The sequence below is a fragment of the Pseudonocardia asaccharolytica DSM 44247 = NBRC 16224 genome (assembly GCF_000423625.1).
Lineage (GTDB): Bacteria > Actinomycetota > Actinomycetes > Mycobacteriales > Pseudonocardiaceae > Pseudonocardia > Pseudonocardia asaccharolytica.
Genome location: NZ_AUII01000002.1, coordinates 266,254 through 288,782, shown reverse-complemented (window position 1 = coordinate 288,782; position 22,529 = coordinate 266,254). Strand labels below are relative to the sequence as shown.

Annotated in this window: 24 protein-coding genes and 2 pseudogenes; 11 read left to right on the top strand and 15 right to left on the bottom strand. The window is 72.1% G+C overall.

All coding sequences use genetic code 11. The features are described from left to right. The first annotated feature begins 6 nt into the window (after positions 1-6). The 5 genes from catA (at position 7) to pcaD (ending at position 3,607) form a co-directional block, all read left to right on the top strand. A complete protein-coding gene (catA, locus tag G567_RS0103490; protein ID WP_028928875.1) occupies positions 7-852 on the top strand; it encodes a catechol 1,2-dioxygenase in 846 nt (281 codons plus the stop codon). 84 nt (positions 853-936) lie between these two features. Then, on the top strand, positions 937-2,058 hold the full coding sequence (locus G567_RS0103485) for a muconate/chloromuconate family cycloisomerase (protein WP_028928874.1): 1,122 nt from the start codon (positions 937-939) through the stop codon (positions 2,056-2,058). A gap of 13 nt (positions 2,059-2,071) precedes the next feature. After that, the gene (gene catC / locus G567_RS0103480) at positions 2,072-2,359 is read left to right on the top strand and encodes a muconolactone Delta-isomerase (RefSeq protein WP_028928873.1); all 288 of its coding nucleotides are present in this window, start codon (positions 2,072-2,074) and stop codon (positions 2,357-2,359) included. Next, the gene (locus G567_RS0103475; RefSeq protein ID WP_028928872.1) at positions 2,356-2,841 is read left to right on the top strand and encodes a nuclear transport factor 2 family protein; all 486 of its coding nucleotides are present in this window, start codon (positions 2,356-2,358) and stop codon (positions 2,839-2,841) included. The genes catC and G567_RS0103475 overlap by 4 nt, the downstream gene beginning before the upstream one ends. 4 nt (positions 2,842-2,845) lie before the next feature. Further along, positions 2,846-3,607 carry a 3-oxoadipate enol-lactonase gene (gene pcaD, locus G567_RS0103470; protein WP_028928871.1) on the top strand — a complete coding sequence of 254 codons (762 nt, stop codon included), beginning with the start codon at positions 2,846-2,848 and terminating at the stop codon, positions 3,605-3,607. Here pcaD and G567_RS26585 read toward each other — a convergent pair. Beyond that, positions 3,608-4,024 (bottom strand): annotated as a pseudogene (locus tag G567_RS26585) (SDR family oxidoreductase); the annotation flags it as partial. 131 nt (positions 4,025-4,155) lie between these two features. After that, positions 4,156-4,254: pseudogene (locus G567_RS37015) on the bottom strand (helix-turn-helix domain-containing protein); the annotation flags it as partial. Between the two features lie 157 nt (positions 4,255-4,411). Between G567_RS37015 and G567_RS0103460 the strand changes: the two are divergent. Further along, positions 4,412-5,128, top strand: coding sequence for a Mut7-C RNAse domain-containing protein (locus G567_RS0103460; RefSeq protein WP_028928870.1), 717 nt, complete (start codon positions 4,412-4,414; stop codon positions 5,126-5,128). 3 nt (positions 5,129-5,131) lie between these two features. Here the strand turns inward: G567_RS0103460 and thpR are convergent, their stop codons facing one another. Further along, on the bottom strand, positions 5,132-5,686 hold the full coding sequence (thpR, locus tag G567_RS0103455) for an RNA 2',3'-cyclic phosphodiesterase (protein WP_051232195.1): 555 nt from the start codon (positions 5,684-5,686) through the stop codon (positions 5,132-5,134). Between the two features lie 250 nt (positions 5,687-5,936). Here thpR and G567_RS26580 point away from each other — a divergent pair, with 250 nt between their 5' ends. Further along, complete coding sequence (locus tag G567_RS26580) at positions 5,937-7,967, top strand: ATP-dependent Clp protease ATP-binding subunit (protein WP_051232193.1); 2,031 nt, start codon at positions 5,937-5,939, stop codon at positions 7,965-7,967. Positions 7,968-8,080: 113 nt separating this feature from the next. Beyond that, positions 8,081-9,040: an ABC transporter substrate-binding protein gene (locus G567_RS0103445; RefSeq protein WP_147201334.1), complete on the top strand. Its 960-nt coding sequence runs from the start codon at positions 8,081-8,083 to the stop codon at positions 9,038-9,040. A gap of 10 nt (positions 9,041-9,050) precedes the next feature. Here the strand turns inward: G567_RS0103445 and G567_RS26575 are convergent, their stop codons facing one another. The 6 genes from G567_RS26575 to G567_RS36575 all read right to left on the bottom strand — a co-directional run bounded on the left by G567_RS26575 (position 9,051) and on the right by G567_RS36575 (position 14,171). Beyond that, positions 9,051-9,875 (bottom strand): ABC transporter ATP-binding protein, encoded by an 825-nt coding sequence (locus tag G567_RS26575; protein ID WP_051232191.1) that lies wholly within the window; start codon positions 9,873-9,875, stop codon positions 9,051-9,053. Then, complete coding sequence (locus G567_RS0103435) at positions 9,872-10,960, bottom strand: FecCD family ABC transporter permease (RefSeq protein WP_028928867.1); 1,089 nt, start codon at positions 10,958-10,960, stop codon at positions 9,872-9,874. Before G567_RS0103435 ends, G567_RS26575 begins: the two co-directional genes overlap by 4 nt. Continuing rightward, positions 10,957-11,991 (bottom strand): FecCD family ABC transporter permease, encoded by a 1,035-nt coding sequence (locus G567_RS0103430; RefSeq protein ID WP_028928866.1) that lies wholly within the window; start codon positions 11,989-11,991, stop codon positions 10,957-10,959. Before G567_RS0103430 ends, G567_RS0103435 begins: the two co-directional genes overlap by 4 nt. Positions 11,992-12,230: 239 nt before the next feature. Continuing rightward, positions 12,231-13,031, bottom strand: a complete 801-nt coding sequence (locus tag G567_RS0103425; RefSeq protein ID WP_028928865.1) for a class I SAM-dependent methyltransferase — start codon at positions 13,029-13,031, stop codon at positions 12,231-12,233. A gap of 56 nt (positions 13,032-13,087) precedes the next feature. Then, a complete protein-coding gene (locus tag G567_RS31750) occupies positions 13,088-13,555 on the bottom strand; it encodes an acyl-CoA dehydrogenase family protein (protein WP_161631663.1) in 468 nt (155 codons plus the stop codon). 481 nt (positions 13,556-14,036) lie between these two features. Beyond that, complete coding sequence (locus G567_RS36575) at positions 14,037-14,171, bottom strand: hypothetical protein (RefSeq protein ID WP_281169637.1); 135 nt, start codon at positions 14,169-14,171, stop codon at positions 14,037-14,039. Between the two features lie 234 nt (positions 14,172-14,405). Between G567_RS36575 and G567_RS0103410 the strand changes: the two genes are divergently transcribed. Further along, positions 14,406-15,161 (top strand): ABC transporter permease, encoded by a 756-nt coding sequence (locus G567_RS0103410; protein WP_028928863.1) that lies wholly within the window; start codon positions 14,406-14,408, stop codon positions 15,159-15,161. 29 nt (positions 15,162-15,190) lie between these two features. Here the strand turns inward: G567_RS0103410 and G567_RS0103405 are convergent, their stop codons facing one another. Next, on the bottom strand, positions 15,191-16,363 hold the full coding sequence (locus tag G567_RS0103405) for a pyridoxal phosphate-dependent aminotransferase (protein ID WP_028928862.1): 1,173 nt from the start codon (positions 16,361-16,363) through the stop codon (positions 15,191-15,193). A 343-nt stretch (positions 16,364-16,706) separates the two neighbouring features. After that, positions 16,707-17,210: a DoxX family protein gene (locus G567_RS0103395; protein ID WP_028928861.1), complete on the bottom strand. Its 504-nt coding sequence runs from the start codon at positions 17,208-17,210 to the stop codon at positions 16,707-16,709. 241 nt (positions 17,211-17,451) lie between these two features. Here G567_RS0103395 and G567_RS0103390 point away from each other — a divergent pair, with 241 nt between their 5' ends. Next, positions 17,452-18,549 (top strand): lysylphosphatidylglycerol synthase transmembrane domain-containing protein, encoded by a 1,098-nt coding sequence (locus G567_RS0103390; protein ID WP_028928860.1) that lies wholly within the window; start codon positions 17,452-17,454, stop codon positions 18,547-18,549. A gap of 1 nt (position 18,550) precedes the next feature. Here G567_RS0103390 and G567_RS0103385 read toward each other — a convergent pair whose 3' ends face one another. Together G567_RS0103385 and G567_RS0103380 are read right to left on the bottom strand one after the other, a co-directional pair. Further along, complete coding sequence (locus tag G567_RS0103385; RefSeq protein ID WP_028928859.1) at positions 18,551-18,952, bottom strand: hypothetical protein; 402 nt, start codon at positions 18,950-18,952, stop codon at positions 18,551-18,553. 71 nt (positions 18,953-19,023) lie between these two features. Continuing rightward, positions 19,024-20,070, bottom strand: a complete 1,047-nt coding sequence (locus G567_RS0103380; protein ID WP_028928858.1) for an alpha/beta fold hydrolase — start codon at positions 20,068-20,070, stop codon at positions 19,024-19,026. 128 nt (positions 20,071-20,198) lie between these two features. On the opposite strand from G567_RS0103380, the gene arfA reads away from it, so the two are divergent. Continuing rightward, the gene (gene arfA, locus G567_RS0103375; protein WP_028928857.1) at positions 20,199-21,677 is read left to right on the top strand and encodes an arabinosylfuranosidase ArfA; all 1,479 of its coding nucleotides are present in this window, start codon (positions 20,199-20,201) and stop codon (positions 21,675-21,677) included. Positions 21,678-21,720: 43 nt separating this feature from the next. Here the strand turns inward: arfA and G567_RS0103370 are convergent, their stop codons facing one another. Together G567_RS0103370 and G567_RS33855 are read right to left on the bottom strand one after the other, a co-directional pair. Continuing rightward, positions 21,721-22,125 (bottom strand): type II toxin-antitoxin system VapC family toxin, encoded by a 405-nt coding sequence (locus tag G567_RS0103370; RefSeq protein ID WP_028928856.1) that lies wholly within the window; start codon positions 22,123-22,125, stop codon positions 21,721-21,723. Beyond that, entirely contained in the window at positions 22,125-22,412 is a 288-nt protein-coding gene (locus tag G567_RS33855) for a type II toxin-antitoxin system Phd/YefM family antitoxin (RefSeq protein WP_147200893.1), read from the bottom strand. Before G567_RS33855 ends, G567_RS0103370 begins: the two co-directional genes overlap by 1 nt. Between the last annotated feature and the right edge of the window lie 117 nt (positions 22,413-22,529).

Sequence of the window (22,529 nt, the reverse complement as noted above, 5' to 3'; positions counted from 1 at the left end):
GTGCACATGACCACCACTCAGAATCCGACGGCTGCGGGGTCGGGGGCCTCGGCCACCGAGGCGTTCCGCGCGAGCCGGCAGCAGACCGAGGGTGCGGCGGTGTCCGCCGAGCGGGTCAGCGCGGTCGTGACCGCGGTGCTCGACGGGGTGCGTGCCGCGGTGCGCGAGCACCAGGTGACCTACCCGGAATACCAGGCCGCGAAGCAGTGGCTGATCGATGTCGGTGAGGGCGGGGAGTGGCCGCTGTTCCTCGACGTGTTCGTCGAGCACGTGGTGGAGCAGAACGCCGCCCAGACCCAGGAGGGCACCAAGGGCACCATCCTCGGCCCGTACTACCTGCCCGACCAAAAGCGGCTTCCGGCCGTGACCGCGCTGCCGATGCGCCCGGACGAGCCGGGCACCCCGCTGGTGTTCGCCGGGCAGGTCCGCGACACCGCGGGCACGCCGCTGGCCGGAGCCGAGGTGGACATCTGGCAGAACGACACGGCCGGCTACTACTCCGGGTTCGCCCCTGACATCCCGGAGGGCAATCTGCGCGGGGTCGTCGTCACCGACGACCACGGCCGGTTCGAGATCACCACGATCCACCCGGTGCCCTACCAGATCCCGACCGACGGACCGACCGGGGCGCTGATCGAGGCGGCCGGGTGGCACCCGTGGCGGCCCGCGCACCTGCACCTGCTCGTGCGCGCGCCCGGGCACCGCCAGATCACCACCCAGCTGTATTTCACCGGCGGTGAGTGGCTCGAGTCCGACGTGGCCACCGCGACCAAGCCGGAGCTGGTGCTGGCGCCGGCCGAGCGCGACGGGCGGCTGCGGGTGGACTACGACTTCGTCCTCGAGCCCGCCTGAGCTCCACCCCAGATGCCGGGTCCGGCCCGGTCCGCCCGCGACGGATGCGGGCGGACCGGGCCGGGCCGTGAGGAGAACGAAACGATGAGCGATCTGAGGATCGACCGGGTCGAGACCGTGCTGGTCGACATCCCGCTGCGGCGGGCACACCGCTTCGCCCGCACCGGGATGGAGGCTCAGCCGGTGCTGTACGTGTTCGTGCGCACCGCCGGCGGGATCACCGGGGTCGGGGAGGGGGTGGTGCCCGGCGGACCGTGGTGGGGCGGCGAATCGGTGGAGACCATGCAGGTGGTCATCGAGCGCTACCTGGCCCCGCTGCTGGTCGGCCGCGCCGTCGACGACATCGCCGGGATCGGCCGGGCGATGCACGACGTGGTCGCGGCCAACCTGTACGCCAAGGCCGCGATCGAGGTGGCGCTGCACGACGCCTGGGCGCGCTGCCTGGACGTGCCGGTGCACACCCTGCTCGGCGGGCTGGCCCGCCGCTCGGTCCCGGTCACCTGGGCGCTGGGCACCGAACCCGCACCGGCCGTGGTCGAGGAGGCCCACGGCAAGCTCGAGGCCGGGCTGCACCGCAGCTTCAAGCTCAAGATGGGTGCCCTGGACCCGGCCGCGGACGTGGCCCGGATCTGCGCGGTCGCCGAGAAGCTGGCCGGGGTGGCCGGGGTCCGGGTCGACCTCAACGCACGCTGGGACCGGCTCACCTCGCTCACCCACCTGCCGCGGCTGGCCGAGGCCGGGGTGGAGCTGGTCGAACAGCCCGTCCCCGGCGCCGAGGTGGACGCGCTGGCCGAGATCAACGCCGCGCTGCCGATCCCGGTGATGGCCGACGAGAGCCTGCGCACCCCGGCCGACGCGCTGCGACTGGCCACCTGCCGGGCCGCGGACGTCTACTCGCTCAAGACCACCAAGTCCGGCGGGTTGCGCGCCACCCGCGCCATCGCCGAGATCGCGGCCGCGGCCGGGATCCCGTGCCACGGCGGCACCTCGATCGAGTCCCCGATCGGCACCGCTGCCTCGCTGCAGCTGGCCTGCGCCTCCCCCGCGGTCACCTGGGGCAGCGAGCTGTTCGGCCCGCTGCTGATGCGCGAGGAGATGCTCACCCGCCCGCTGCGCTACGCCGACGGCGAGCTGCACCTGCCCGACGGCCCCGGCCTCGGCGTGGAGCTCGACCCCGACGCCGTGCGCGCCTGGACCAGGAAGTAGAGGGAGTACACCGATGCTGTTCCACGTCAAGATGGACGTCGCGATCCCCCGCGACCTCGACCCGGCCGAACGCGACACGCTGCTGGCCACCGAGAAGGCCCGCGCGCTGGAACTGCAGCGCGCCGGGGTCTGGGTGCACCTGTGGCGCATCGTCGGCCAGTACAGCAACGTCAGCGTCTTCGACGTCGAGTCCACCGACCAGCTCCACCAGATCCTCTGGACGCTGCCGCTGTTCCCGTTCATGACCGTCCAGGTCACCCCGCTGGCCCAGCATCCGTCCGCACTGGCCGCCCAACCATGACCGGATCCATCGAGCGCCGGTTGCAACGGCTGGAGGACCTGGAGGCGATCCGCGCGCTGGACGCGCAGTACTGCCGCGTCCTCGACGACGGCGACTGGCCCGCCCTCGTCGCGCTGTTCACCTCCGACGGCGAGTTCATCGGGTTGAACCACCCCCGCGGGCGTGCGGAGCTGCTCGCGTTCTTCTCCGGGCTCGCCGACAGCGGGTTGACCGCGTTCTGGCATCACGTCACCAATATCGAGATCGAGCTCGCCGGCGACACCGCGACGGTGCGGTCGTTCCTGTGGCAGCCCTGCGTCCAGGACGGCGAGCCGCAGGTGGCCGCCGGGCGCTACCTCGACACCGTCGTCCGGGTGGACGGGCGCTGGCGCTACCGGCGCAAGCGCATCCGGTTCGACTACTTCACGCCGCTGGCCGCGGGCTGGGACCGCGGCCGGTTCAGCCTCGACGCCGCGCGGGCGACCCGATCCGAAATGAGATGACGACATGACCGAGCTGCACCATGTGATCGACGGACCGGACCACGCCCCCGTCCTGGTGCTCGGCCCCTCGCTCGGCACCGACCTGGGGCTGTTCGACGCCCAGGTCGCCGCGCTGGCCGACCACTTCCGGATCATCCGCTTCGACCTGCGGGGGCACGGCTCCTCCCCCGCGCCCGACGGTCCGTACACGATGGCGGAGCTGGCCGGCGACGTGCTGGAGCTGGCCGATCGGCTCGGGGTCGGGCGGTTCCACTACGCGGGCGTCTCCATCGGTGGCGCCATCGGTCAGTGGCTGGGCATCCGCCACGGCGACCGGCTGGCGAGCCTGACCGTCCTCGCCTCCGCCGCGCAGTTCGCCGACCCGCCCTCCTGGCCGGTCCGGGCCGCGACCGTCCGCGCCGAGGGGACCGAGGCGATCCTCGCCTCCCGCACCGGCACGTGGTTCACCGAGCGGTTCGCCGCCGAGCGGCCCGATGAGGCGCAGCGGCTGCTCACCATGCTAGGTCAGACCACCCGGGAGGGCTACGCGGGCTGCTGCGAGGCCATCGCGACCTTCGACGTCCGCGCCGAGCTCGGCCGGATCGCCACCCGGACCCTGGTGATCGCCGGCGCCGAGGATCCGGCCACCCCGGTGGGGATGGTGCGCGCGATCGCCGAGGGCATTCCGGGCGCGACGTTCCAGGTGGTGCCGGACGCGGCGCACCTGCTCAACGCCGAGCAGCCCGCGGCCGTCAACGACGCGCTGCGCTCGCACCTCGGGCGGTGATCATCCGCGGCCGATGAACGGCATGGCCGTCGCGGTGATCATCAGGAACTGGACGTTGACCTCCAGCGGCAACCGGGCCATGAGCAGCACCGCGTCGGCCACGTGCGCGACGTCGAAGGTCGGCTCCGGGCGGATGGCCCCGTCGGCCTGCCGGGCGCCTGCGGCGATCCCTGCGGCCATGTCGGTGGCCGCGTTGCCGATGTCGACCTGCCCGCAGGCGATTCCGCAGGGGCGTCCGTCGAGCGAGATCGACTTCGTCAGTCCGGTGATCGCGTGCTTGGTCGCCGTGTAGGCCGCGCTGCCCGGGCGCGGGACATGCGCGGAGATCGATCCGTTGTTGTTGACGTCCTCCCCCGCCTGACGGCGGAGGATTTCAGCTCCCACGCAACCGAGGAAGGTCCGCGGTGCTGAGGTTCGCGGTTCACCGCGGCGGGCAACCCCGCCGCTCCCCGCGCGGTCACGGCCCGTCCGGCCGCGATGTTCCGGGCTGTGTTCAGATCGGCGTTGCTCATCTGCCCGCGGGTGCGGTAGCCGAGCTGTTCGACCGCGAGGTTCCACACGAACCGGGCGTGCCCGCAGTGCGCGAGCAGACCCTGCTCCTGCGCGGGGTGGGGTACAGCCAGAACCTCACGCGCGCACCGTCCCACGACCCACTGACAAAGCCGCGAAGGGAGGACGCGCCGTTTCCCACCCGCTCCAGCGGGCGGTCTCCTGGCGCAGAGGAACGACCCGGTCAAAACCCGCCTGTGAGTGCATAACAGTGTTCTAACACTGTTATGCACTCACAGGGGTAATCTACCGGCGGTGCTTGTCGTGCGCGCGGCCCGTGAGCTGTGGCTGTTCCTGCCGCCGCGGCGCCGGCGCGAGCAGTTCACCGCGCCCTACGACGGGGCGGCGTCACTCGGGCACGTCGTGCAGGCGCTGGGCATCCCGCTGACCGAGGTGGACCCCCTCGTCGTCGACGACGTGCCGGTCGGCACCGGCCACCGGCCGCCCGACCAGGCCACCGTGGAGATCAACCCGGTGCCGCGACCGCAGCGGGTACCCGGGGCGGACGGGTTCGTGCTCGACGTGCACCTGGGGACCCTCGCACGGCGGCTTCGGGTGCTGGGCATCGACGCCGCCTACCGCAATGACGCCGACGACGATGCGCTGGCTCGGCAGGCGTCCGAGCAGCGGCGGGTGCTGCTCACGCAGGACCGTGGCCTGCTGATGCGGCGCGCGGTCTGGGCCGGCGCGTACGTCCGCGGCCACCGCCCCGACGATCAGCTGGCCGACGTGCTGGACCGGTTCACACCACCGCTGCACCCGTGGACGCGATGCACCGCGTGCAACGGCCCGCTGGCCGCCGTCGGCAAGGCCGAGATCGCCGACCGGCTCGAACCGGGCATCCGGCGGCGCTACGACGAGTTCGCGCGGTGCCGGTGCTGCGGGCGGGTGTACTGGCACGGGGCGCATTCGCGCCGCCTCGACCCGATCGTCGCCGCCGCCCGCTCGGCGGTGTGCCCGCGCCGGAGGTAGCTCTCAGCCGGTCCCGAGCGGCCAGGAGATGATCCGCTCGTGGCGGGCGGTGTGCCCCGGCCCGGCACCGAGCAGGCTGCGCACGAGGTGGAGCCGGTCGGCGGTCCACGGCCGGCCCGCGAACCGGTCCAGCTGGGCAACGGCGGTCCGCAGGTCCTCGGTGTCGCCGCGGGTGCGAGCCAGCGTCAGGTGCGGCCGGTACGGCCGGTCTTCAACCGGCAGCCCGCAGCGCCGGCACGCCGCCCGCGCCGACGTCGCCAGCCGCCGCAGCCGGTCGGTCTCGCCCTCCACACGCGTCCACAGCACCCGGTTGCCGAACCGGCCGCCGGCGCCGAACGAGAGGGTGAGCGGTGGGTTCCGGGTGGCCACGCGCCCGACTCGCTCGATGAGCTCGGGCCGGGCGCTGTCCTCTACCTCGCCGAGGAACACCAGAGTCAGATGCCACTGCTCGGGAGTGGTCCAGCGCAGGCCGGGCTGGTTCGCGCGCAACACGGCCATCGCGGCCCAGAGCTCCCCGACCACCTCCGGTGGCGGAGTCAGCGCAACGAACAACCGCATCCTCCTCAGGGTATGGATCCGTGGTCGCACGGGGCAGCGTCGGTCGAGCGACAGCCTGGCCGGCTCGGCGCGGGAACTGATCCCGATCGCTCGGCGGGTGTCGCGCGGCCCGCAGCCCGTGGCTCTCCCTCGCTTTGCGGGCGAGCTGTCCTTTCCGGTGGTGCGCCGCCGCAATCGCGTCGTCCGAACACCGGCGCACGGCGTTGCGGTGGAGGAGGATCGAGGTAGCCGTACCGCCGGGGAGGTCGACGTGCCGGACGAGCAACCGGGATTCATCCCGTTCGACGATCTGTTCGGGCGGCTGATCGGGAACCTGGAGGCGACGCTGTCGGGCGGTGGCGTCCCCGGGTTCGCCCCGCCCGGACAGACCAGGGCCCGCACGCCGGGGCTGGACCGGTTCGGCCGGGACCTCACCGCCGCCGCCGATCAAGGACGGCTCGACCCGGTGATCGGCCGCGAGGCGGAGCTGGCGCAGCTGCTCGAGGTGCTGTCCCGGCGCACCAAGAACAACCCGGTGCTGGTCGGGGACCCCGGCGTCGGGAAGACCGCGATCGTCGAGGGCCTCGCCCAGCGGGTGGCCGCCGGTACCGTGCCCGCGGCGCTGCGCGGGGTACGGGTGGTCGCGCTGGATCTTGCGGGCATGGTCGCGGGCACCCGCTACCGCGGGGACTTCGAGCAACGCCTGACCGGGGTCATCGACGAGGTGGTCGCCGCTGAGCGCTCGGTCGTGCTGTTCGTCGACGAGCTGCACGCCGTGGTGGGCGCCGGGGCGGCCGAGGGCGGGGCGATGGATGCCGCGACCGTGCTCAAACCGGCGCTGGCCCGCGGTGACCTGCGGCTGATCGGCGCAACGACCGCGGTGGACTATCGCCGGCATATCGAGCGGGACCTGGCCCTGGAGCGACGGTTCGAGCCGGTCCGGATCGCCGAGCCGTCGATCGCCGAGACCATCACGATCCTGCGCGGCCTTCGCCGCCGATACGAGCAGCACCACCAGGTGCGGATCACCGATCCGGCGCTGGTCGCGGCCGCGCAGCTGTCGGTCCGCTATCTCACCGACAGGTTCCTCCCGGACAAGGCCATCGACCTGGTCGATCGGGCGTGTGCCCGGGCCCGGGTCGACGGGGCGGAGCCCGTGGCCGAGCAGCCCGCGGCCGAGCGCGCCGAACAGCTGCGCCGGGCCCGCGACGTCGCGGTGGACGCCGAGGACTATGAGCGCGCGCATCTGCTCTCCGGGGAGATCGAGGCCGTCGAGGCCGCGTTGCGCAACCCGACCGAGCCGGCCGAGATCACCGGCGAGGACATCGCCGCGGTCGTCGCGCGCAGCACCGGTATCCCGGTCGCCCGGCTCACGACGAGCGAGCGGAACCGGCTGCTGGATCTGGAGGCGTTGCTGCACCGCAGGGTCATCGGTCAGGACGATGCGGTGCGCGCGGTCGCCGACGCGGTGCGGGCCGGCCGGGCCGGGCTCGCCCAGCCGGATCGCCCGGTCGGCTCGTTGCTGTTTCTCGGCCCGACCGGGGTGGGTAAGACGGAGCTGGCCAGGGCGCTAGCCGGGGTGCTGTTCGGTACGGACGATGCGCTGCTGCGCTTCGACATGAGCGAGTACGCCGACCGCAGCAGCGCGTTGCGGCTGGTCGGGGCGCCGCCCGGGCATATCGGGTACGAGGATGCCGGGCAGCTCACCGAGGCGGTCCGGCGCAGCCCGTACGTGGTGCTGCTGCTGGATGAGATGGACAAGGCGCATCCGGAGGTCACCGCGACGCTGCTGGGCGTGCTCGACGCGGGCCGGCTCACCGACGCCCACGGTCGCACGGTCGACTTCAGCAACGCCGTGGTGATCATGACCAGCAATCTGGGCGCCGATCTGGTGCTCACCGCCGCGGCCGCGGGCAGGCCGGTGACGGAGGTCCGCGAGGCGCTGCTGGCTGCCGTGCGCGGCCGCTTCCGGCCGGAGTTCCTCAACCGCCTCGACGACATCGTGCTCTTCCACGCCCTCGGCCGGGCCGACCTGCGCAAGATCACCCGTCTCCTGCTCGCGCGGACGGCCGAGCGGCTCGCGGGGCAGGACATCGGGCTGGACGTGTCGGAGGCGGCGCTCGACTGGATCGCCGAGCGGGGATACCAGCCCGAGCTGGGCGCCCGGCCGCTGCGCCGCACGATCGCCCGCGAGCTGGACAGCAGGCTCTCCCGAATGATCATCGGTGGCGAGCTCCGGGCGGGCCGGCGGGTGCGTGTCGACGTCGCCGACGCGGAGCTGGTGCTCGCGGTCCGGGACTGAGCCGGTCGACGGCCCGACTTGACGACGGCGCCTCCGGAAGTTTAGATAGCCTAACTTTTCTAGAGGTTTACCAAACTTGACGCTGAGGGCGTCCGTCGAGGAGGTCCACCCGCATGAGACGACCGGCTTCGGGCCCGGCGTGGCTGCGCCGCATCCGGTTGACGGTCACCGCCGTGGCCGTCGCGCTTGTCGCGACCGCCTGCGCAGGCGGCACGGGCGACGATGGCGAGGCGGCCGCGCAGGCCGGCCGCACCATCACCCATGCGATGGGCAGCAGCGTCGTCCCCGCCGACCCGAAGCGGGTGGTCGTGCTCGACACCCAGGAGCTCGACGCCGCGTTGTCCCTCGGGGTGGTCCCGGTGGGGGCGGTGAGCACCGCTGTCGACGAGAAGCTCCCGGCGTTCCTGCAGGGCAAGGCCCCGGCCGAGAAGATCGAAAACGTCGGCACCATCCAGAGCCCGAACCTGGAGGCCATCGCGGCGCTGAAACCGGACCTGATTCTGTCGAGCAAGCTGCGCCACGAGGACATCTATCCGCAGCTGTCCGCGATCGCCCCCACGGTGTTCGCCGAACGCACCGGCGACGCCTGGAAGGACAACCTGCTGCTCTTCGCCGAGGCCCTCGGCCGTAAGGCGCAGGCCGAGCAGCAGCTGGCCGCCTACGAGAGCCGGGCGAAAGCCATCGGCGAGCGGGTCGGCGCCGTGGACACCTCGGTCGGTATCGTGCGTTTCAATCCCGGGGAGATCCGCCTCTACAGCCCGCGGTCGTTCATCGGCACGGTCCTCGCCGACGCCGGGTTCGCCCGTCCGGACATCGTGCGCAACGCCGAGCGGACCTTCGTCAAGATCAGCCCCGAGGAGATCGGCTCCGCCGACGCCGACGTGATCTTCACGTCGGTCTACGGGCCGGCCGAGGACACCGGCAGGGCGCAGGCCACCGAGCTGTGGGGCACCCTCGCCGCGGTGCGGGCCGGCAAGGTCTTCGAGGTGTCCGATGACACGTGGATGCTGGCCATCGGACTGACCGGCGCCAATCTGGTGCTCGACGACATCGAGCACCTGCTCGGCTCCTGACCCGCGGCGATCAGCCCGCGTCCGCGGCGACGACCTCCAGCGCGCGGTGCCGCCGCCCGATCGGGACGACGAGCGGAGTGCCCGCGACCGGATCGAGGACGATCTGGGCGTCGAGATCGAAGACCGTGCGGAGCATGTCCTCGGTGAGTACCTGGTCGGGTGGGCCGTCGGCGACGACCTTGCCGCCGCGCATCGCCACCAGGCGCTTCGCGTAGCGCGCGGCGAGGTTGAGGTCGTGCAGGACCATCACCACGGTGCGCCCCGCCTCGGTGTGCAGCCGCTCCACCAGGTCGAGCACCTCGACCTGGTGGGCGAGGTCGAGGAACGTGGTGGGCTCGTCGAGCAGCAGCACGTCGGTGCCCTGGGCGAGCGCCATCGAGATCCACACCCGCTGGCGCTGCCCGCCGGACAGCGCGTCGACGGTGCGTTCGGCGAACTGGTCCATGCCGGTCCAGCTCAGCGCCTCGGCGACGACGTCCTCGTCGTCGGAGGACCACTGCCGGTACCAGGCCTGATGCGGATGGCGGCCGCGGGCGACCAGGTCGGCGACCGTGAGCCCCTCCGGCGCGATCGGGTTCTGCGGGAGCACCCCGAGCACCTTCGCCACCTCGCGGGTGGGCGTCCGGTCGATCCGCCGCCCGTCGAGCAGGACGTGGCCGCGCCGAGTCGGCATGAGCCGGGCCAGCGCGCGCAGCAGCGTGGACTTGCCGCACCCGTTCGGGCCGATCACCGCGGTGACGGTGCCGTCGAGAACGTCGAGGTTCAGCCCGTCGACGATGACGTGGTCGCCATAGCCGAGCTGCAGGTCGCGGGCCTCGAGCCGGGGGGTTGTCATGCTGTGACTCCTCGGTTGCGGCGGGCGAGCAGGTGGAGCAGATAGGGCGCGCCGAGAACGGCGGTGACGATGCCGACCGGCAGTTCGGTGCCCAGCGCGGTGCGGGCGATCAGGTCGGCACCGACCGTGAGCAGCGCCCCGTGGACCGCGGAGGCCAGCAGCGGGGGACGGGACGAGCCGACCAGGCGCTGGCAGATCTGCGGCACCACCAGCGCGACGAACGCGATGGGGCCCGCGCTCGCCGTCGCGACCGCGGCGAGGGCGACCGCCACCAGGATCAGCGCGCCGCGGGATCGGTTCAGGTTCAGCCCGAGGCCGCGCGCGGTGTCGTCGCCGAACTGGAGGCCGCCGAGCACGAAGGCCAGCAGCAACGCGACCGGAACGAGGACCACCAGCGCGAACCCCACCGGCACGACATGCTCCCAGCCGCGGGCGTTCAGCGATCCGGTGAGCCACACCGTGGCCTGCGCCGCCTGGTACACCTCGGCCACCACCAGCAGCCAGGAGGTGATCGCCATCGCGACCGCGCCGACCCCGACCCCGACCAGCACCAGCCGGTAACCCTCGATGCCGCGCCGGAAGGACAGCGCGTAGACCAGCGCCGCGGTGAACAGGCCGCCGAGCAGCGCGGCGACCGGCAGACCGGCCGCGGACAGCAGGCCGGTGATCACCCCGTTGCCGCCGCCGAGCACGATCACCGCCGCCGCGGTAGCACTGGCGCCCGCGGTGACGCCGAGAATGTCGGGGCTGGCAAGCGGGTTGCGCGCGATGGCCTGGGTGATCGCACCTGAGAGGCCCAGTGCCGCACCGACGAGGATCCCGGTCAGCGTCCGCGGCAGCCGAAGCTCCAGCACGATGAACTGCTGGGCCTCGTCACCGCCACCGACGAGCACGGCGAGTACCTCGGCGAGCGAGATGGGGAAGTCACCGCGGCCGATGTTGACGGCCGCGACCAGCACCAGCAGGGCGAGGCCGGTGAGCGTCACCGCGATCACGCGCGGACGCCACACCCCGGAGAACGGACCCAACCGGACCGGCGTCCGACCGGCCAGCCGACCCGGTGGCCGCTCCAGCAGGCCGGTCACAGCGAGGCCGGCCTGCGACGGCGGACCAGCGCGATGAAGAACGGCGCTCCGACCAGGGCCAGCACGATGCCCACCTGCAGTTCGGCCGGCCGCACGAGCACGCGGCCGATGACGTCGGCGGCCAGCAGCAGCACCGCGCCGGCAAGCCCGGACGCGGGAAGCAGCCACCGATGGTCCGGGCCGGTGAGCGACCGGGCGACGTGCGGCACGACGAGGCCGACGAACCCGATCGGCCCGCACGCCGCCACCGCGGCCCCGGTCAGCAACGTGATCGCGATCAGCCCGACCCAGCGGGTGAGTTGCACCGGCTGGCCGAGACCGCGCGCGATGTCCTCACCGAGCGCGAGCAGGTTCAGCCCGGGGGCGTTGACGGCCGCCAGCAGCAGTCCGAGGCCCAGGAACGGGGCGACCTGTACGACGGTTCCGGCGTCGCGCCCGGCGACCGATCCGACCGCCCAGAACCGGAACGCGTCGAGCGTGTTGGTGTCGGCCAGCACCAGCGCCGAGGTCAGCGCGGTCAGCAGGGCGCTGACCGCGACCCCGGCGAGCGCCAGCGTCACCGGCGTCGGCCCGCCCCGGCCCAGGGAGCCGAGCACGAACACCAGCACGCTGGCCGCCAACGCCCCGGCGAAGGCGAACCAGACGTAGCCGAACAGGGAGGTCACGCCCAGCGCATAGATCCCGATCACCACGAGGAACGCCGCGCCGGCGCTGACCCCGAGCAGGCCGGGATCGGCGAGGGGGTTGCGGGTATGTCCCTGCATCAGCGCGCCGGCCACCCCGAGCGCGATGCCGACGCCGATCCCGAGGACGGTGCGCGGCATCCGCAGGGAGCGGACCACGATGCCGTCCTCGGTACCGGTCGGGAAGAAGATCGCATCCCACACGACGGGCAGCGGAATCGGCTTCGCCCCGACGGCGAGGCTCGCCAGCGCCGCGACGGCGAGCAGGGCGAGCAGCCCGAGGATGACGAGCCTGCGTCGACGACGCAGCGCGACCGCCCCACGCTGCCCGGCCGGTGCCCCCGGCAGCCCTGCACCGGCGGGCGTCGCCGTCGCTGTGGTCACCGTCCGCCGTTCCCTTACTCAACTGTGGCTGCCCTAGACTTAGCGAAGGCTAACAAGACAGCCGTCGGAGGGGAAGGCGACCGCTCCGCGCATTTCTCCGCGCATTATGGAGCCATAACATCGTCGAAGGTGGCTCCCCCCGCGTGTTATAGAGCCATAACGTGCACCGAGCGCGCTCAGGTGGCAGTCCTACCGGCCCGTTCTCACCGGACGCGACCCCGGACCGTCCAGGCCCGGGCTTCGAGCGGGATCGCGCCGTCGGGCCGCCGCGGCAGCATCGCCCGCAGCCGTTCCCGCAGGGCGTCCCGGCGGTCCCCGGACAGCCCGGCGCAGTAGCCCGGTGCCGGGCCCTGGCCGCCGAGGAACGGCTCCCACAGATCGTCGAAATCGGCAAACACCGTGGGAACCGTGACCTCTCCGACGTCCACCTCGACCAGCCCGGCCGCGACGAACAGCGCACGCAGCGGGTCCGGGCGGCAGATCGGGAAGCGGCGTCCCTCGTCGAGCTCGGCCGCATCCGTATCCAGCGCTGTCGCGGCGTCCCAGAACAGACGGATCAGCCGCATCCCCTCGGCGTAGTCCCAGACGTAGCCGCCGATCAGGCCGCCGGGCCGGGTGATCCGGCGCATCTCGGCGAGTGCCTCGGCGGGTTGCGGCACGAAGTTGAGCAGCAGCGCCGAGACCACTCGGTCGAACTCGCCGTCGCGGGCCGGGATCGCCGTGGCGCCGCTCGCCGCCGTGTCGAAGCGGAGGTCCGTGGCGGCCCGCCGGGCGGCGGCGAGGTAGGGCTCGGCGCGGTCGACCCCGAGCACCCTCACCGGGTTCTGCGTGGCCAGGATCGCGTGCGCCAGCGCGCCGGTCCCGCAGCCGACGTCGCACCACACCGCCGATGACTCGCCCGGCAGCCACGTCAGGAACCGCGGCGCGACCAACCGGCTCCACCGCCCGACGTAGCGTTCGTAGGCATCCTCGCTGGTCCATGCCTCGGTGGGCCGGTCCGTCATCGGGTCGCCTCCCGTCAGCCACCGGCGCCCGCGTGCTCCGCCAAGCCTGGGCCGTGTCAGAAGACCATGACATCGACGTCCTGGCCAGCGAGAATGGCGCCCGCCGTGGTGAGCGTGTCGGGTTTGACGAGGAAGTGCTGCGTGATGACGTGGACGTCGCGGAGACGGCGCTGCAGGGCGCAGTCAGCGTAGAGGGAACGGCCGCCGCCCGCGTCGGTCCATTCCGCCGCGCGGCGCAGGTCGCATCCGTCGATGCACGCCTCGATCACCGCGCAGTACACGATCCCGGTGGTGATCGGAGAGACCTCGGCCGTGGTCACCGACACCATGACCTCGTCGAGCAGTTTCCTGCCGCTGCTGGTCTCACCCAGCGCGAGCGACGCCTGGCCCCGACAGAGCAGCCCGAACGCCAGGAGGTCGTTGTCGCCGAACCGCTGCGCGATCTCGACGATCTGCCTGGCCATCGCGGACGCCGTCGCGTGATCGCCGTCCTCCAACGTCTGGAGGAATGCCGGGACGAGCACGAAGCCGCGCATTCGCCGCCGAGCGGCTCGACGAGCCGCTCGGCGCGCGCCAGCCAACTGCCCCCCTGGGTCATCTCACCCCGCAGCAGCAGCGTGAGGCCCAGCCAGAACGCACACCGGATCGCGCGCTCCGGCTCACCGAGGCGGACACACTCGAGGTAGGCGCGCCTCCATGCCTGCGTGCTCTCGTCGTCGCGGCCCGTGAGATGGGCCGCGAGCGCGAGACGTTCGAGATCGTCGACGTCCACCGATCCGCCGCCACCGAGCAGGGCGTGGGCTTCGTCCGGGGGCTCGTGCCCTGGCTGGACCGTGGCCACGCCCGACATTGTCGTGCATCCGGCTGGCCAGGGAGTTGCGCCTCTCGGTGAAGTCGATCCAGCGCTACTATCGGGACGGCAAGATCACTCCGACCTACACGACCGCGGGCGGCCATCACCGCTGGAGGCTGGACGACGTCCAGGCACAGCTCGGGGGACCAGCCTCATTCGGTGGTGAGTAGGTGGTACAGCTCCGGGCAGAGCAGCGCGCTGTAGCGGCGGGCAGCCTCTTCCGCGGTCTGGTGAGCCGCCAGGGCCGTGCCGAGGTAGGTGCGGACGTTTCCGGCCTGAATGTCCACTCGGCGCCGCAGCATCCGCCGAGCTGGCCCAGATGGTCGCCCACTACGTGCACCGTCATTGCAGGTATGCAAGCGCCTGACGCTGGCCGCACTCGGGCGAGCCGACCGGAAGCCATGGCCTGGCTGGTCGACCGGTGGCCGCGCTTGACGCCGACGACCGCCGCCACCACGTCGAGGGGGTGGTGTTACTCCGTTCGGGCGCGTCCGGCAGCCTTGCCCGACCAGGAGGTGGGCATGGGCGAACCGGGCGTGATCGTCGGATGGCAGCTCGCGGTCGCGCTGGTCGCACTGGTCGCGCTGGCGGCACTGACCAGTGCACTCGGCGGTCTGCGGACCTCCACCGCGTCCGTCGTCGCAGCCGTTCGCGCGGTCGTCCAGCTCGCCGTCGTCGCCACGCTCATCCTCGCCGTGGTGCGCGCGTGGTGGGCGACCGGACTGTTCGTCCTCGTCATGTTCGCCGTGGCGACCTGGACCTCCGGGCGGAGGATCACCCCCGCCCGCAGCGGCCTGCACGCCGGGCTCGCCATCCTCACCGGGGCCGTCCCGGTGATCGCCATCATCCTCGCCACCGGAGCCGTCCCGCTCGTCGGCATCGCCGTCGTCCCCATCGCGGGGATCGTGATCGGCGGAGCCATGACCGCGACCTCCCTCGCCGGGCGCCGAGCGCTCGACGAACTCCATCACCGGCGCGGAGAGTACGAGGCCGCGCTGTCGCTCGGCCTTCTCCCACGCGACGCCACCCTCCTCCTGATCCGGCCCTCGGCGCGCGACGCCCTCGTCCCGGCCCTCGACCAGACCCGCACGGTCGGGCTCGTCACCCTGCCCGGCGCATTCGTGGGAGTGCTGCTGGGCGGCGGCGAGCCGCTCCAAGCCGGATCCGCCCAGGTGCTGGTCCTCGTCGGCCTGCTCGCCGCCGAGACCCTCGCCGTCCTCGTGACCGTCGAGCTCATCGCCCGCGGCCGGATCCGCCGAGGCGACGATCACGGTTGAGTTGATCAACGAGGCGCCGCAGCGCCACCTCAGATCCGCAGTTTTTCGAGCCGCTCGATCGCGGCGCGCAGCGTCTCCAGACGTTTGGGGAACGCGAAGCGGACCATGCTTCGGCCGGACGCGGCGTGCTCCGGGCACCAGAAGGACGCCGCGGGAACGCAGGACACCCCGATCTCGGTGATCAGTCTCCGGGCGAACACCACCCCGTCGCCAGACGGGTCGAGCGGGCGCGTGTCGCACAGGACGTAGTAGGACCCGTCCGGGTGGCGCAGGTCGAACCCGATGCGCTCCAGCGCGTCGCACAACAGATCGCGCCGCTCGAGATAGTCGGCCGCCAGTTGCGTGTAGTAGGACGCGGGCAGCCCCATCGCCGCGACACCCGCGGCCTGCAACGGGGCGGGGGCCGCGATCGTGAGGAAGTCGTGCACCTTCCGGATCGCGGTGGTGAGCCGTGGCGGCGCAACCGTCCAGCCGACCCGCCACCCGGTGACGGCGTAGGTCTTGGAGAGCGCGTTGACGGTCACGGTCCGGTCCTCGAGGCCCGGAACGAGCGCGGGCGGCCGATACTCGCCGGGGCCGAGGTAGTGGATGTGCTCGTAGATCGAGTCGACGACGAGGACCGCGTCCCAGCGCCGGCACAGCTCGGCCAGGACGGCGAGCTCCTCGGCCCGGTAGATCTTCCCGGTCGGGTTGTTCGGGTGGCAGAGGAAGACCGCCCTCGTCCGCGGACCGAACGCCGCCCGCAGCTCCGCCTCGTCGAACGACCAGTCGGGCCGGTGCATCCGCACCAGCCGGGGCACGGCACCGGCCAGGATCGCGTTCGGCCGGTAGTTCTCGTACCACGGCTCGAACAACACGACCTCGTCGCCGGGATCCAGCAGCGCGAACGTCACCGCGACCAGCGCCTCGGTCGCCCCGCAGGTCACGCAGAGCTCGGTGTCCGGGTCGATCTCCCACCCCGGGTAGGTCCGGGCGGTCTTCACCGCGATCGCGGCGCGCAGCTGCGGCGTCCCGAACGTCATCGGGTACTGGTTGTCGTCGGCCTCGATCGCCGCGCACGCCGCCGCCTTCAGCTCCGGCGGACAGGGATGGTCGGGGAAGCCCTGGCCGAGGTTGATGGCGCCGTACCGGGCGGCGAGCCGGAACGTCTCCCGGATCACCGACTCGGTGAACCGGTCCGCCTTGTCGCTCGTCCTCGGCACCGGACGCCTCCTCGCCGTCGCTGCATCCTGCCGCCCAACTGTGCTGCCCACCCGGATGCCGCGCGGGCGGCACCCGCGACGATCCCCCGGCAACGGTGCCATGTCGAGCCGCCACGCACACCGCGCCCTTCCGGTGCCGGGCGGGAGCCGGGTCAAGCACGAAGTCCCCCACCTGGTGGGGGACGGAGCTCGCGCGCGAGCTCACCGGGTTCGACCAGCCGAGTTGCTCATACGTTTCGACGGCTACCGCGGCAAGTACGTCTTCCACCGCCGCAACCTCGGACACGAGGACATGATGACGGCCAATTTCGAAGTGATCTGAGACGAAAGATGGGCACATTCCTCAGATCCGCTGGACAGTGCGGGCCGGTGTGGTCTCGACGGCCGTACGGCGGTCCTGCCGGCCCCGCACGTAGTGCGCCACGACGGCGAGCGTCGCGGCCAGGAAGACCACCTGCATCGCAGTGCGCGGCGCGAGCTGGTCGAACGTCCCTGCCAGCACGCCCGAGACCGCGGCGTACACGTTCGCCGGGAACACTGCGACGAGCAGCGCGCTGAGGCCCGCGGCGGCGATCGGCGCGGTCGGCCCCAGTAGCAGCCCCACCGCACCCGCCAGCTCCAGCACACCCGTGACCGTGACCATCAGGTCCGGCGCCGGTATGCCCGGCGGGACCATGCTGATCAGTTCGGCGCGCATCCCCACGAAGTGCGCCACGCCGGTCAGCACGAACATCGCCGCGAGCCCGCCGCGGAGGGCGACCGGCCATCCCCTCAGCTTCTTCACTCCGGCGCGTCCGGCGGCCAGCACCGCCAGTGTGACGACGACGAGCGTGATCAGCGGTTCCATGTCGGTTCCCTTCTCCGAACCCCGTAACTTGACACTGACAAGATGGCCCGTGAGGTGCCATCTTGTCAATGACAAAATCGGCTCGCCGAGCCGTGCGTGGCGAGCGACCCACGAACCCCGGAGCGGCGACAGCGAGGGCTACCATGCTCCTGCTTCCATGCCGCCAGCACCGGCCCGTCGGACAGGGCCGTTGGAGGTTCCCGCCGCGCCACGATTGCGGCGCCTCCGGGGAGGACCTGACATGGCAGATCGCTGGATCGTCGTCCGAGACGCGGCCGCCGGCTGGTTGGCGCACCACTGGAAGTCCCTCGCGCACTGGGCCGTCGTGCTGGCCGCCATGGGCTACCTCGTATGGCAGCTGCCGGAGCTGCGCCGCTCCGCGGTCGAGGCAGGCACGCCGCTCGAACACCTGGACTGGGTGTGGGTGGCCGCGGCCGTAGGGCTCGGCGTTGGCGCGCTGATGCTGTACGGGGAGCTGCACCGGCGGCTGCTGGTCATCGGTGCCGCGTCCGTGCCGGTCAGCACCGTGCAGGCCATCACGTTCGCCGAGAACGCCATATCGAACACGGTGCCCGTGGTGGGCGGAGCAGGTTCCATCGCGTATGCGATCACGCGGCTGCGCCGCCGCGGCGTCGACGCCGCCCTGGCGTCCTGGTCGGTGTTCCTGCCGGGGGTGATGTCGATGCTCACCCTGGTGGTCCTCGGTATGATCGTGACGGCCGTGGGAGGCTCGCTCCCCGTCGCGGTCGCCGTCCCGCTCATCGCGTTGACCGTCACGGTGGCCGTGGCCTTCTGGGAAGTGCTGACCCACCGCGCCGTGCTGCGACGGCTTCTGGTGCTACTGGTGCACGTCGGTCGGCGGCTTCCCTGGCTCTGCCACCACTGCCGCCGCGTCTGGACGGTCGACCCCGACGGCATCTCGGCCCGGCTGGCGACCCGCATCGGCCTGCTGCGGCCCACCCCCGGCCAGTGGGTGGCACTGATCGTCGTCTCGGTCCTCACCTGGACGCTGGACTTCCTGGCCCTGCACGCCAGCGCCGCCGCCGTGGGCGTCCCCGCGTCCTGGACCGTTCTTGCGCTGGGCTTCCTCGCCGTCCAGGCCAGCATCGCCCTGCAGGTCCTGCCCGGCGGTGCGGGCCTGGCCGAGGCCGGTTTGCTCGGCGTCCTCGTCGCCTCCGGCGTCGCCGTCGCGCCCGCCGCGGCCACCGTGCTCATCTACCGCGCCATCAGCTGGCTCGGTCTCTCGTTGATCGGCTGGGTGGTCTATGCCGCGGAGATCCACCTGGCGCCACCCCACCGTCATCGCCATGCGCCCGAGACCGCCCCGCACGCGTCGTGAACTACCGGTGGAGCCGCAGGAACGTATCGGGCCGGATGACCCGCTGGACCACGGCCCAGGTGACGGGTCCGAAGTACGGTTTCGCGTCGGCCGTCCCGATCAGTTCGGGCTGGGTGACGAGGTGATCGACACCCTTCCACCGGACGACGCAGTCACCGGCCGCCAGCACGTTCTGTGCCCAGTTGGTGCGCGGCCCCCCCGGCAGGGTGATCACGAAGGTGTCGGCCCTGGCCCGTACGGCCACCGGCACGGACAGCGCCCGGCCGGTCTTGCGACCACGGTGGTGCACGACCGCCCAGAGGGGGAAGAAGCGGCGGCCGGCGAGCACGCGGGCCACGGGGGCCGTCACCCGGGCCGCCCGCCAGGGGCGAGTGGCGGGCGAGATGGCTTGCGTTGTCGTCATGCCCGTCATCGTCGTGCCGCCACGAGCCCCGTGCATCCAGGTCACCGGGTAGACCCGGTGACGGGAATCCGTCAGGCGATGCCGCGGCGCACCGCGTAGGCCGTCGCATCGGTCCGGCCCCGGGCTCCGATCTTGCGATACAGGTTGGCGGTATGCCGCTCGACGGTGTGCACGGTGATGCCCAGACTGCGGGCGATCTCGGCGTTCGAGTCCCCTGCGGCCAGCAACCGCAGGACGTCCAGCTCACGGTCGGTCACCCCGTCGGCCGAGGCGGTGACGGGTGTCGCGGGTGGGACGACGTCACCGCTGGTCAGGAATCGGGTGACCAGATCCAGGTCCGCGCGGGCGTCCTCCACGAACAGCGTCGGCGACGAGCCGGCCAGCTCCACCAGCCGGCCGCGCGGGAGGGCGTCGGCGAGCCGGCGTGATACCTCCACCGGTATCTGCCGCTCCCCCTGGCGGTGCAGGACCAGTGTCGGCACGACAACGTCGGGCAGGCGGTCGGTGACGTCGATGTCCGCGGCGGCCGCGAACCACGCCTTCGCCACCGCCGGAGCCGCTGCGGTGCGGAACGCGTCGGCAACCAGCCGCCCGGACTCGCCCGCGCCCCAGCCCAGCCAGGCGTGCGCCGCGGTATCGACGAACAGGTCCCAGTCCTGGTCGACCAGCGACAGCAACGCCTGGGTCTGCGCCGGGCTCATCGCATCGCGAATCCGGGCCGACCCGCCGAACAAGATCATCCTTGTGACCTGTTGCGGACGCTCGGCGGCGAACGCGATCGCCGTTGCCGTGGAGTGGTAGTAGCCCAGCAGCGCGGTGGACTCCAGCCCGGCCGCGGTGAGGACCGCGTCCAGATCGCGCAGATGCGCCGCAAGCCCCAGATCGCCCGGATCGACCCGACGGTCGGAGCTGCCCATCCCGCGCCCGTCGTAGAGGACCAACGTCACCGACCGCGCGAGGTGCTCGTAGGCGGCCCGCAGCACCGGGACCCGCCACTGGGCGCGCAGGTTGCCCAACGACGGCAGCCAGACCACCGCCGGTCCCCGGCCCAGCACCTGGTAGGCGATGGTCACGCCGTCACCGGTGCGGGCGTAGTCCAGGTCGGGACCGGCCTCCACACGACAAGTATCAACGCGCCCGGGCTCGCCGGCCTGAGCACCTTCGAGGCGAGGCACCGCCGCCTGAGCGGCGCAAGCGTCGCTGGTTGGCGCTTGCGCCGCTCACGTGTCAGCGGTAGGGCCTGACCGTGCTCACCGCCCGCCTGTCGTTCAGCCCCGCGTTTCCGCTCGCCCCGGTCCGGAGGCGGTTGTTCGGCGGGTTCGTCGAGCACATGGGTCGTTGTGTCTACGGCGGCATCTACGATCCTGCCCACCCCAGCGCCGGCGCCGACGGCTTCCGCGGGGACGTGCTCGCGCTCGTCCGTGAGCTGGGCGTCACGGTCGTGCGCTACCCGGGCGGCAACTTCGTCTCCGGCTACCGCTGGGAGGATGGGATCGGCCCGCGGGCGAACCGGCCGGTGCGGCTGGACCCGGCATGGCACAGCGTCGAGACCAACGAGGTCGGCCTCGACGAGTTCAACCGGTGGACGCGACGGGCCGAGGTGGAGCCGATGCTCGCGCTCAACCTCGGCACCCGAGGCGTGCAGCACGCTCTCGACCTGCTGGAATACGCCAACCATCCCTCCGGCACCCGGCTGTCGGACTTTCGGACGGCGAACGGCACGCCGGTGCCCCACGGGATCCGCCTGTGGTGCCTGGGCAACGAGATGGACGGGTCGTGGCAGATCGGGCACAAGACCGCCGACGAGTACGGCCGGCTCGCGGCCGAGACTGCACGCGCCATGCGGATGGTCGACCCCGGGCTGGAGTTGGTGGCCTGCGGCAGCTCGCATTCCCGGATGTCGACGTTCGGCGCCTGGGAGTCCACGGTCCTCGAGCGGGCAATCGAGCAGATCGACCACATCTCGGCCCACGCCTACTACGCGCCCGCGGACGATCTGGGCAGCTTCCTGGCCTCGGCCACCGATATGGATCGCATGATCTCGTCGGTGGTCGCGACCGCGGATGCCGTCGCGGCCCGGGCCGGCAGCCGTCGGAAGATCACGGTCGCCTTCGACGAGTGGAACGTCTGGCACCAGCCGTCCGAACCGCCCGACGAGTGGACCCGAGCGCCGCGGATCAGCGAGGACACCTTCACCGTCGCCGACGCCGTGGTCGCCGGCGACCTGCTGATCACGTTGCTGAACCACGCCGATCGGGTGGCGGTGGCTTGCCAGGCCCAGCTGGTGAACGTTCTCGCACCGATCCGGACCGAGCCCGACGGGCCGGCGTGGCGCCAGACGATCTTCCACCCGTTCGCCCTCACGGCCCGGCTGGCCCGCGCGACGGTGCTGCGCACCGAGTTCGAGGCCCCGGAGTACGACACCGCGCGATACGGCCGCGTCCCACTCGTCAGCGCCACGGTGACGCACCAGCCCGACGGGGAGGCGGTCGTCTTCGCGGTCAACCGCCACCGGCACGAGCCGATCGAGCTGACCGTCGATCCCGCCGCCGTGGCCGGGCACGCCATCGCCGAGCACATCGTGCTGACCGATGCCGACCTGACCGCCACCAATACCTGCGACGCCCCCGAACGCGTCCGCCCGCGGAGGCTCTCGCCACCGCCGGGCGCGGCTGTGGAGCTGCCGCCGGTCTCGTGGAACGCGCTTCGGCTCCGGAAGGCCTGATACGGCAGCGGCCCAGGCACGTCCTGCGTCCCGCCGTTCACCGTTAGTCCAGCGCCTCCGGGTAGGTGATGTCGATCTCGGAGATCGAAGTCGGGAAGTCCCGGCGGTTGTTCGTGACGAACCGATCGGCCCCGCCCACGACCGCCGTCCCCAGATGCACCGCATCGACCACCCGAAGCCGATGGGCGACGGCCAACGAGGTCGCCACCTCGGCCGTCACCGAGTCAACCACGCGCAGCTCGAGCCGGCTCAACAGCCCGACGAGCGCGGCAACCTCCTCCGTCGCGCCCTCCCGCATCGGCTTCGCGAGGACCTCCGGCAACAGCAGGACCGAACCGATTCCCGCGATACCTCCGGCCTCCACCGGGAACAAGGATCGCACCCGCCGGCCCAGCGGATGCCCGACAGCGCCGGCATAGATCAACACATCGGCGTCGAACGCATCCATCAGGGCCGATCACGATCGGCGCGGACGGCGTCGACCAGTTCCTCCGCCCGCTCCAGCGAGACCCCGGCGGACCCCAGCGGCTGCTCACGCGCGGCCGTGAGCAACTCACCGATCTCCCGCGCGCGCTCGATCGTCTCCTCGGCCCGGCGGGTGCGAACCGAGTCCGGACGCAGCAGCACCGCGACCGGCCTGCCGTGACGGGTGATCGTGATCTCCTCACCGCTGGCTACCCGATCGAGAACCTCGGGAAGTATCGCCCGAGCCTCGCTCACACTCAGCCGCGTCATGTACAAGACTGTACGCTGATGGACAATTTTTGTCTGTCCGCGTTCCGTCGCGTGGCCGGACAGATCGTCCGCACCGCACGGAGCCGCATCCTCGGTGCCGAGTTGCCGGTTACGAGG

Coding starts and splice junctions, on each gene's coding strand:
- catC (WP_028928873.1), top strand. CDS start 2,072: ATGCTGTTCCACGTCAAGATGGACGTCGCGATCCCCCGCGACCTCGAC.
- pcaD (WP_028928871.1), top strand. CDS start 2,846: ATGACCGAGCTGCACCATGTGATCGACGGACCGGACCACGCCCCCGTC.
- G567_RS0103390 (WP_028928860.1), top strand. CDS start 17,452: ATGGCAGATCGCTGGATCGTCGTCCGAGACGCGGCCGCCGGCTGGTTG.
- G567_RS0103425 (WP_028928865.1), bottom strand. CDS start 13,031: ATGACGGACCGGCCCACCGAGGCATGGACCAGCGAGGATGCCTACGAA.
- G567_RS26575 (WP_051232191.1), bottom strand. CDS start 9,875: ATGACAACCCCCCGGCTCGAGGCCCGCGACCTGCAGCTCGGCTATGGC.
- G567_RS0103370 (WP_028928856.1), bottom strand. CDS start 22,125: ATGGATGCGTTCGACGCCGATGTGTTGATCTATGCCGGCGCTGTCGGG.
- G567_RS0103445 (WP_147201334.1), top strand. CDS start 8,081: ATGAGACGACCGGCTTCGGGCCCGGCGTGGCTGCGCCGCATCCGGTTG.
- G567_RS33855 (WP_147200893.1), bottom strand. CDS start 22,412: ATGACGCGGCTGAGTGTGAGCGAGGCTCGGGCGATACTTCCCGAGGTT.
- catA (WP_028928875.1), top strand. CDS start 7: ATGACCACCACTCAGAATCCGACGGCTGCGGGGTCGGGGGCCTCGGCC.
- thpR (WP_051232195.1), bottom strand. CDS start 5,686: ATGCGGTTGTTCGTTGCGCTGACTCCGCCACCGGAGGTGGTCGGGGAG.
- G567_RS0103385 (WP_028928859.1), bottom strand. CDS start 18,952: ATGACGACAACGCAAGCCATCTCGCCCGCCACTCGCCCCTGGCGGGCG.
- G567_RS0103485 (WP_028928874.1), top strand. CDS start 937: ATGAGCGATCTGAGGATCGACCGGGTCGAGACCGTGCTGGTCGACATC.
- G567_RS0103475 (WP_028928872.1), top strand. CDS start 2,356: ATGACCGGATCCATCGAGCGCCGGTTGCAACGGCTGGAGGACCTGGAG.
- G567_RS0103410 (WP_028928863.1), top strand. CDS start 14,406: ATGGGCGAACCGGGCGTGATCGTCGGATGGCAGCTCGCGGTCGCGCTG.
- G567_RS0103395 (WP_028928861.1), bottom strand. CDS start 17,210: ATGGAACCGCTGATCACGCTCGTCGTCGTCACACTGGCGGTGCTGGCC.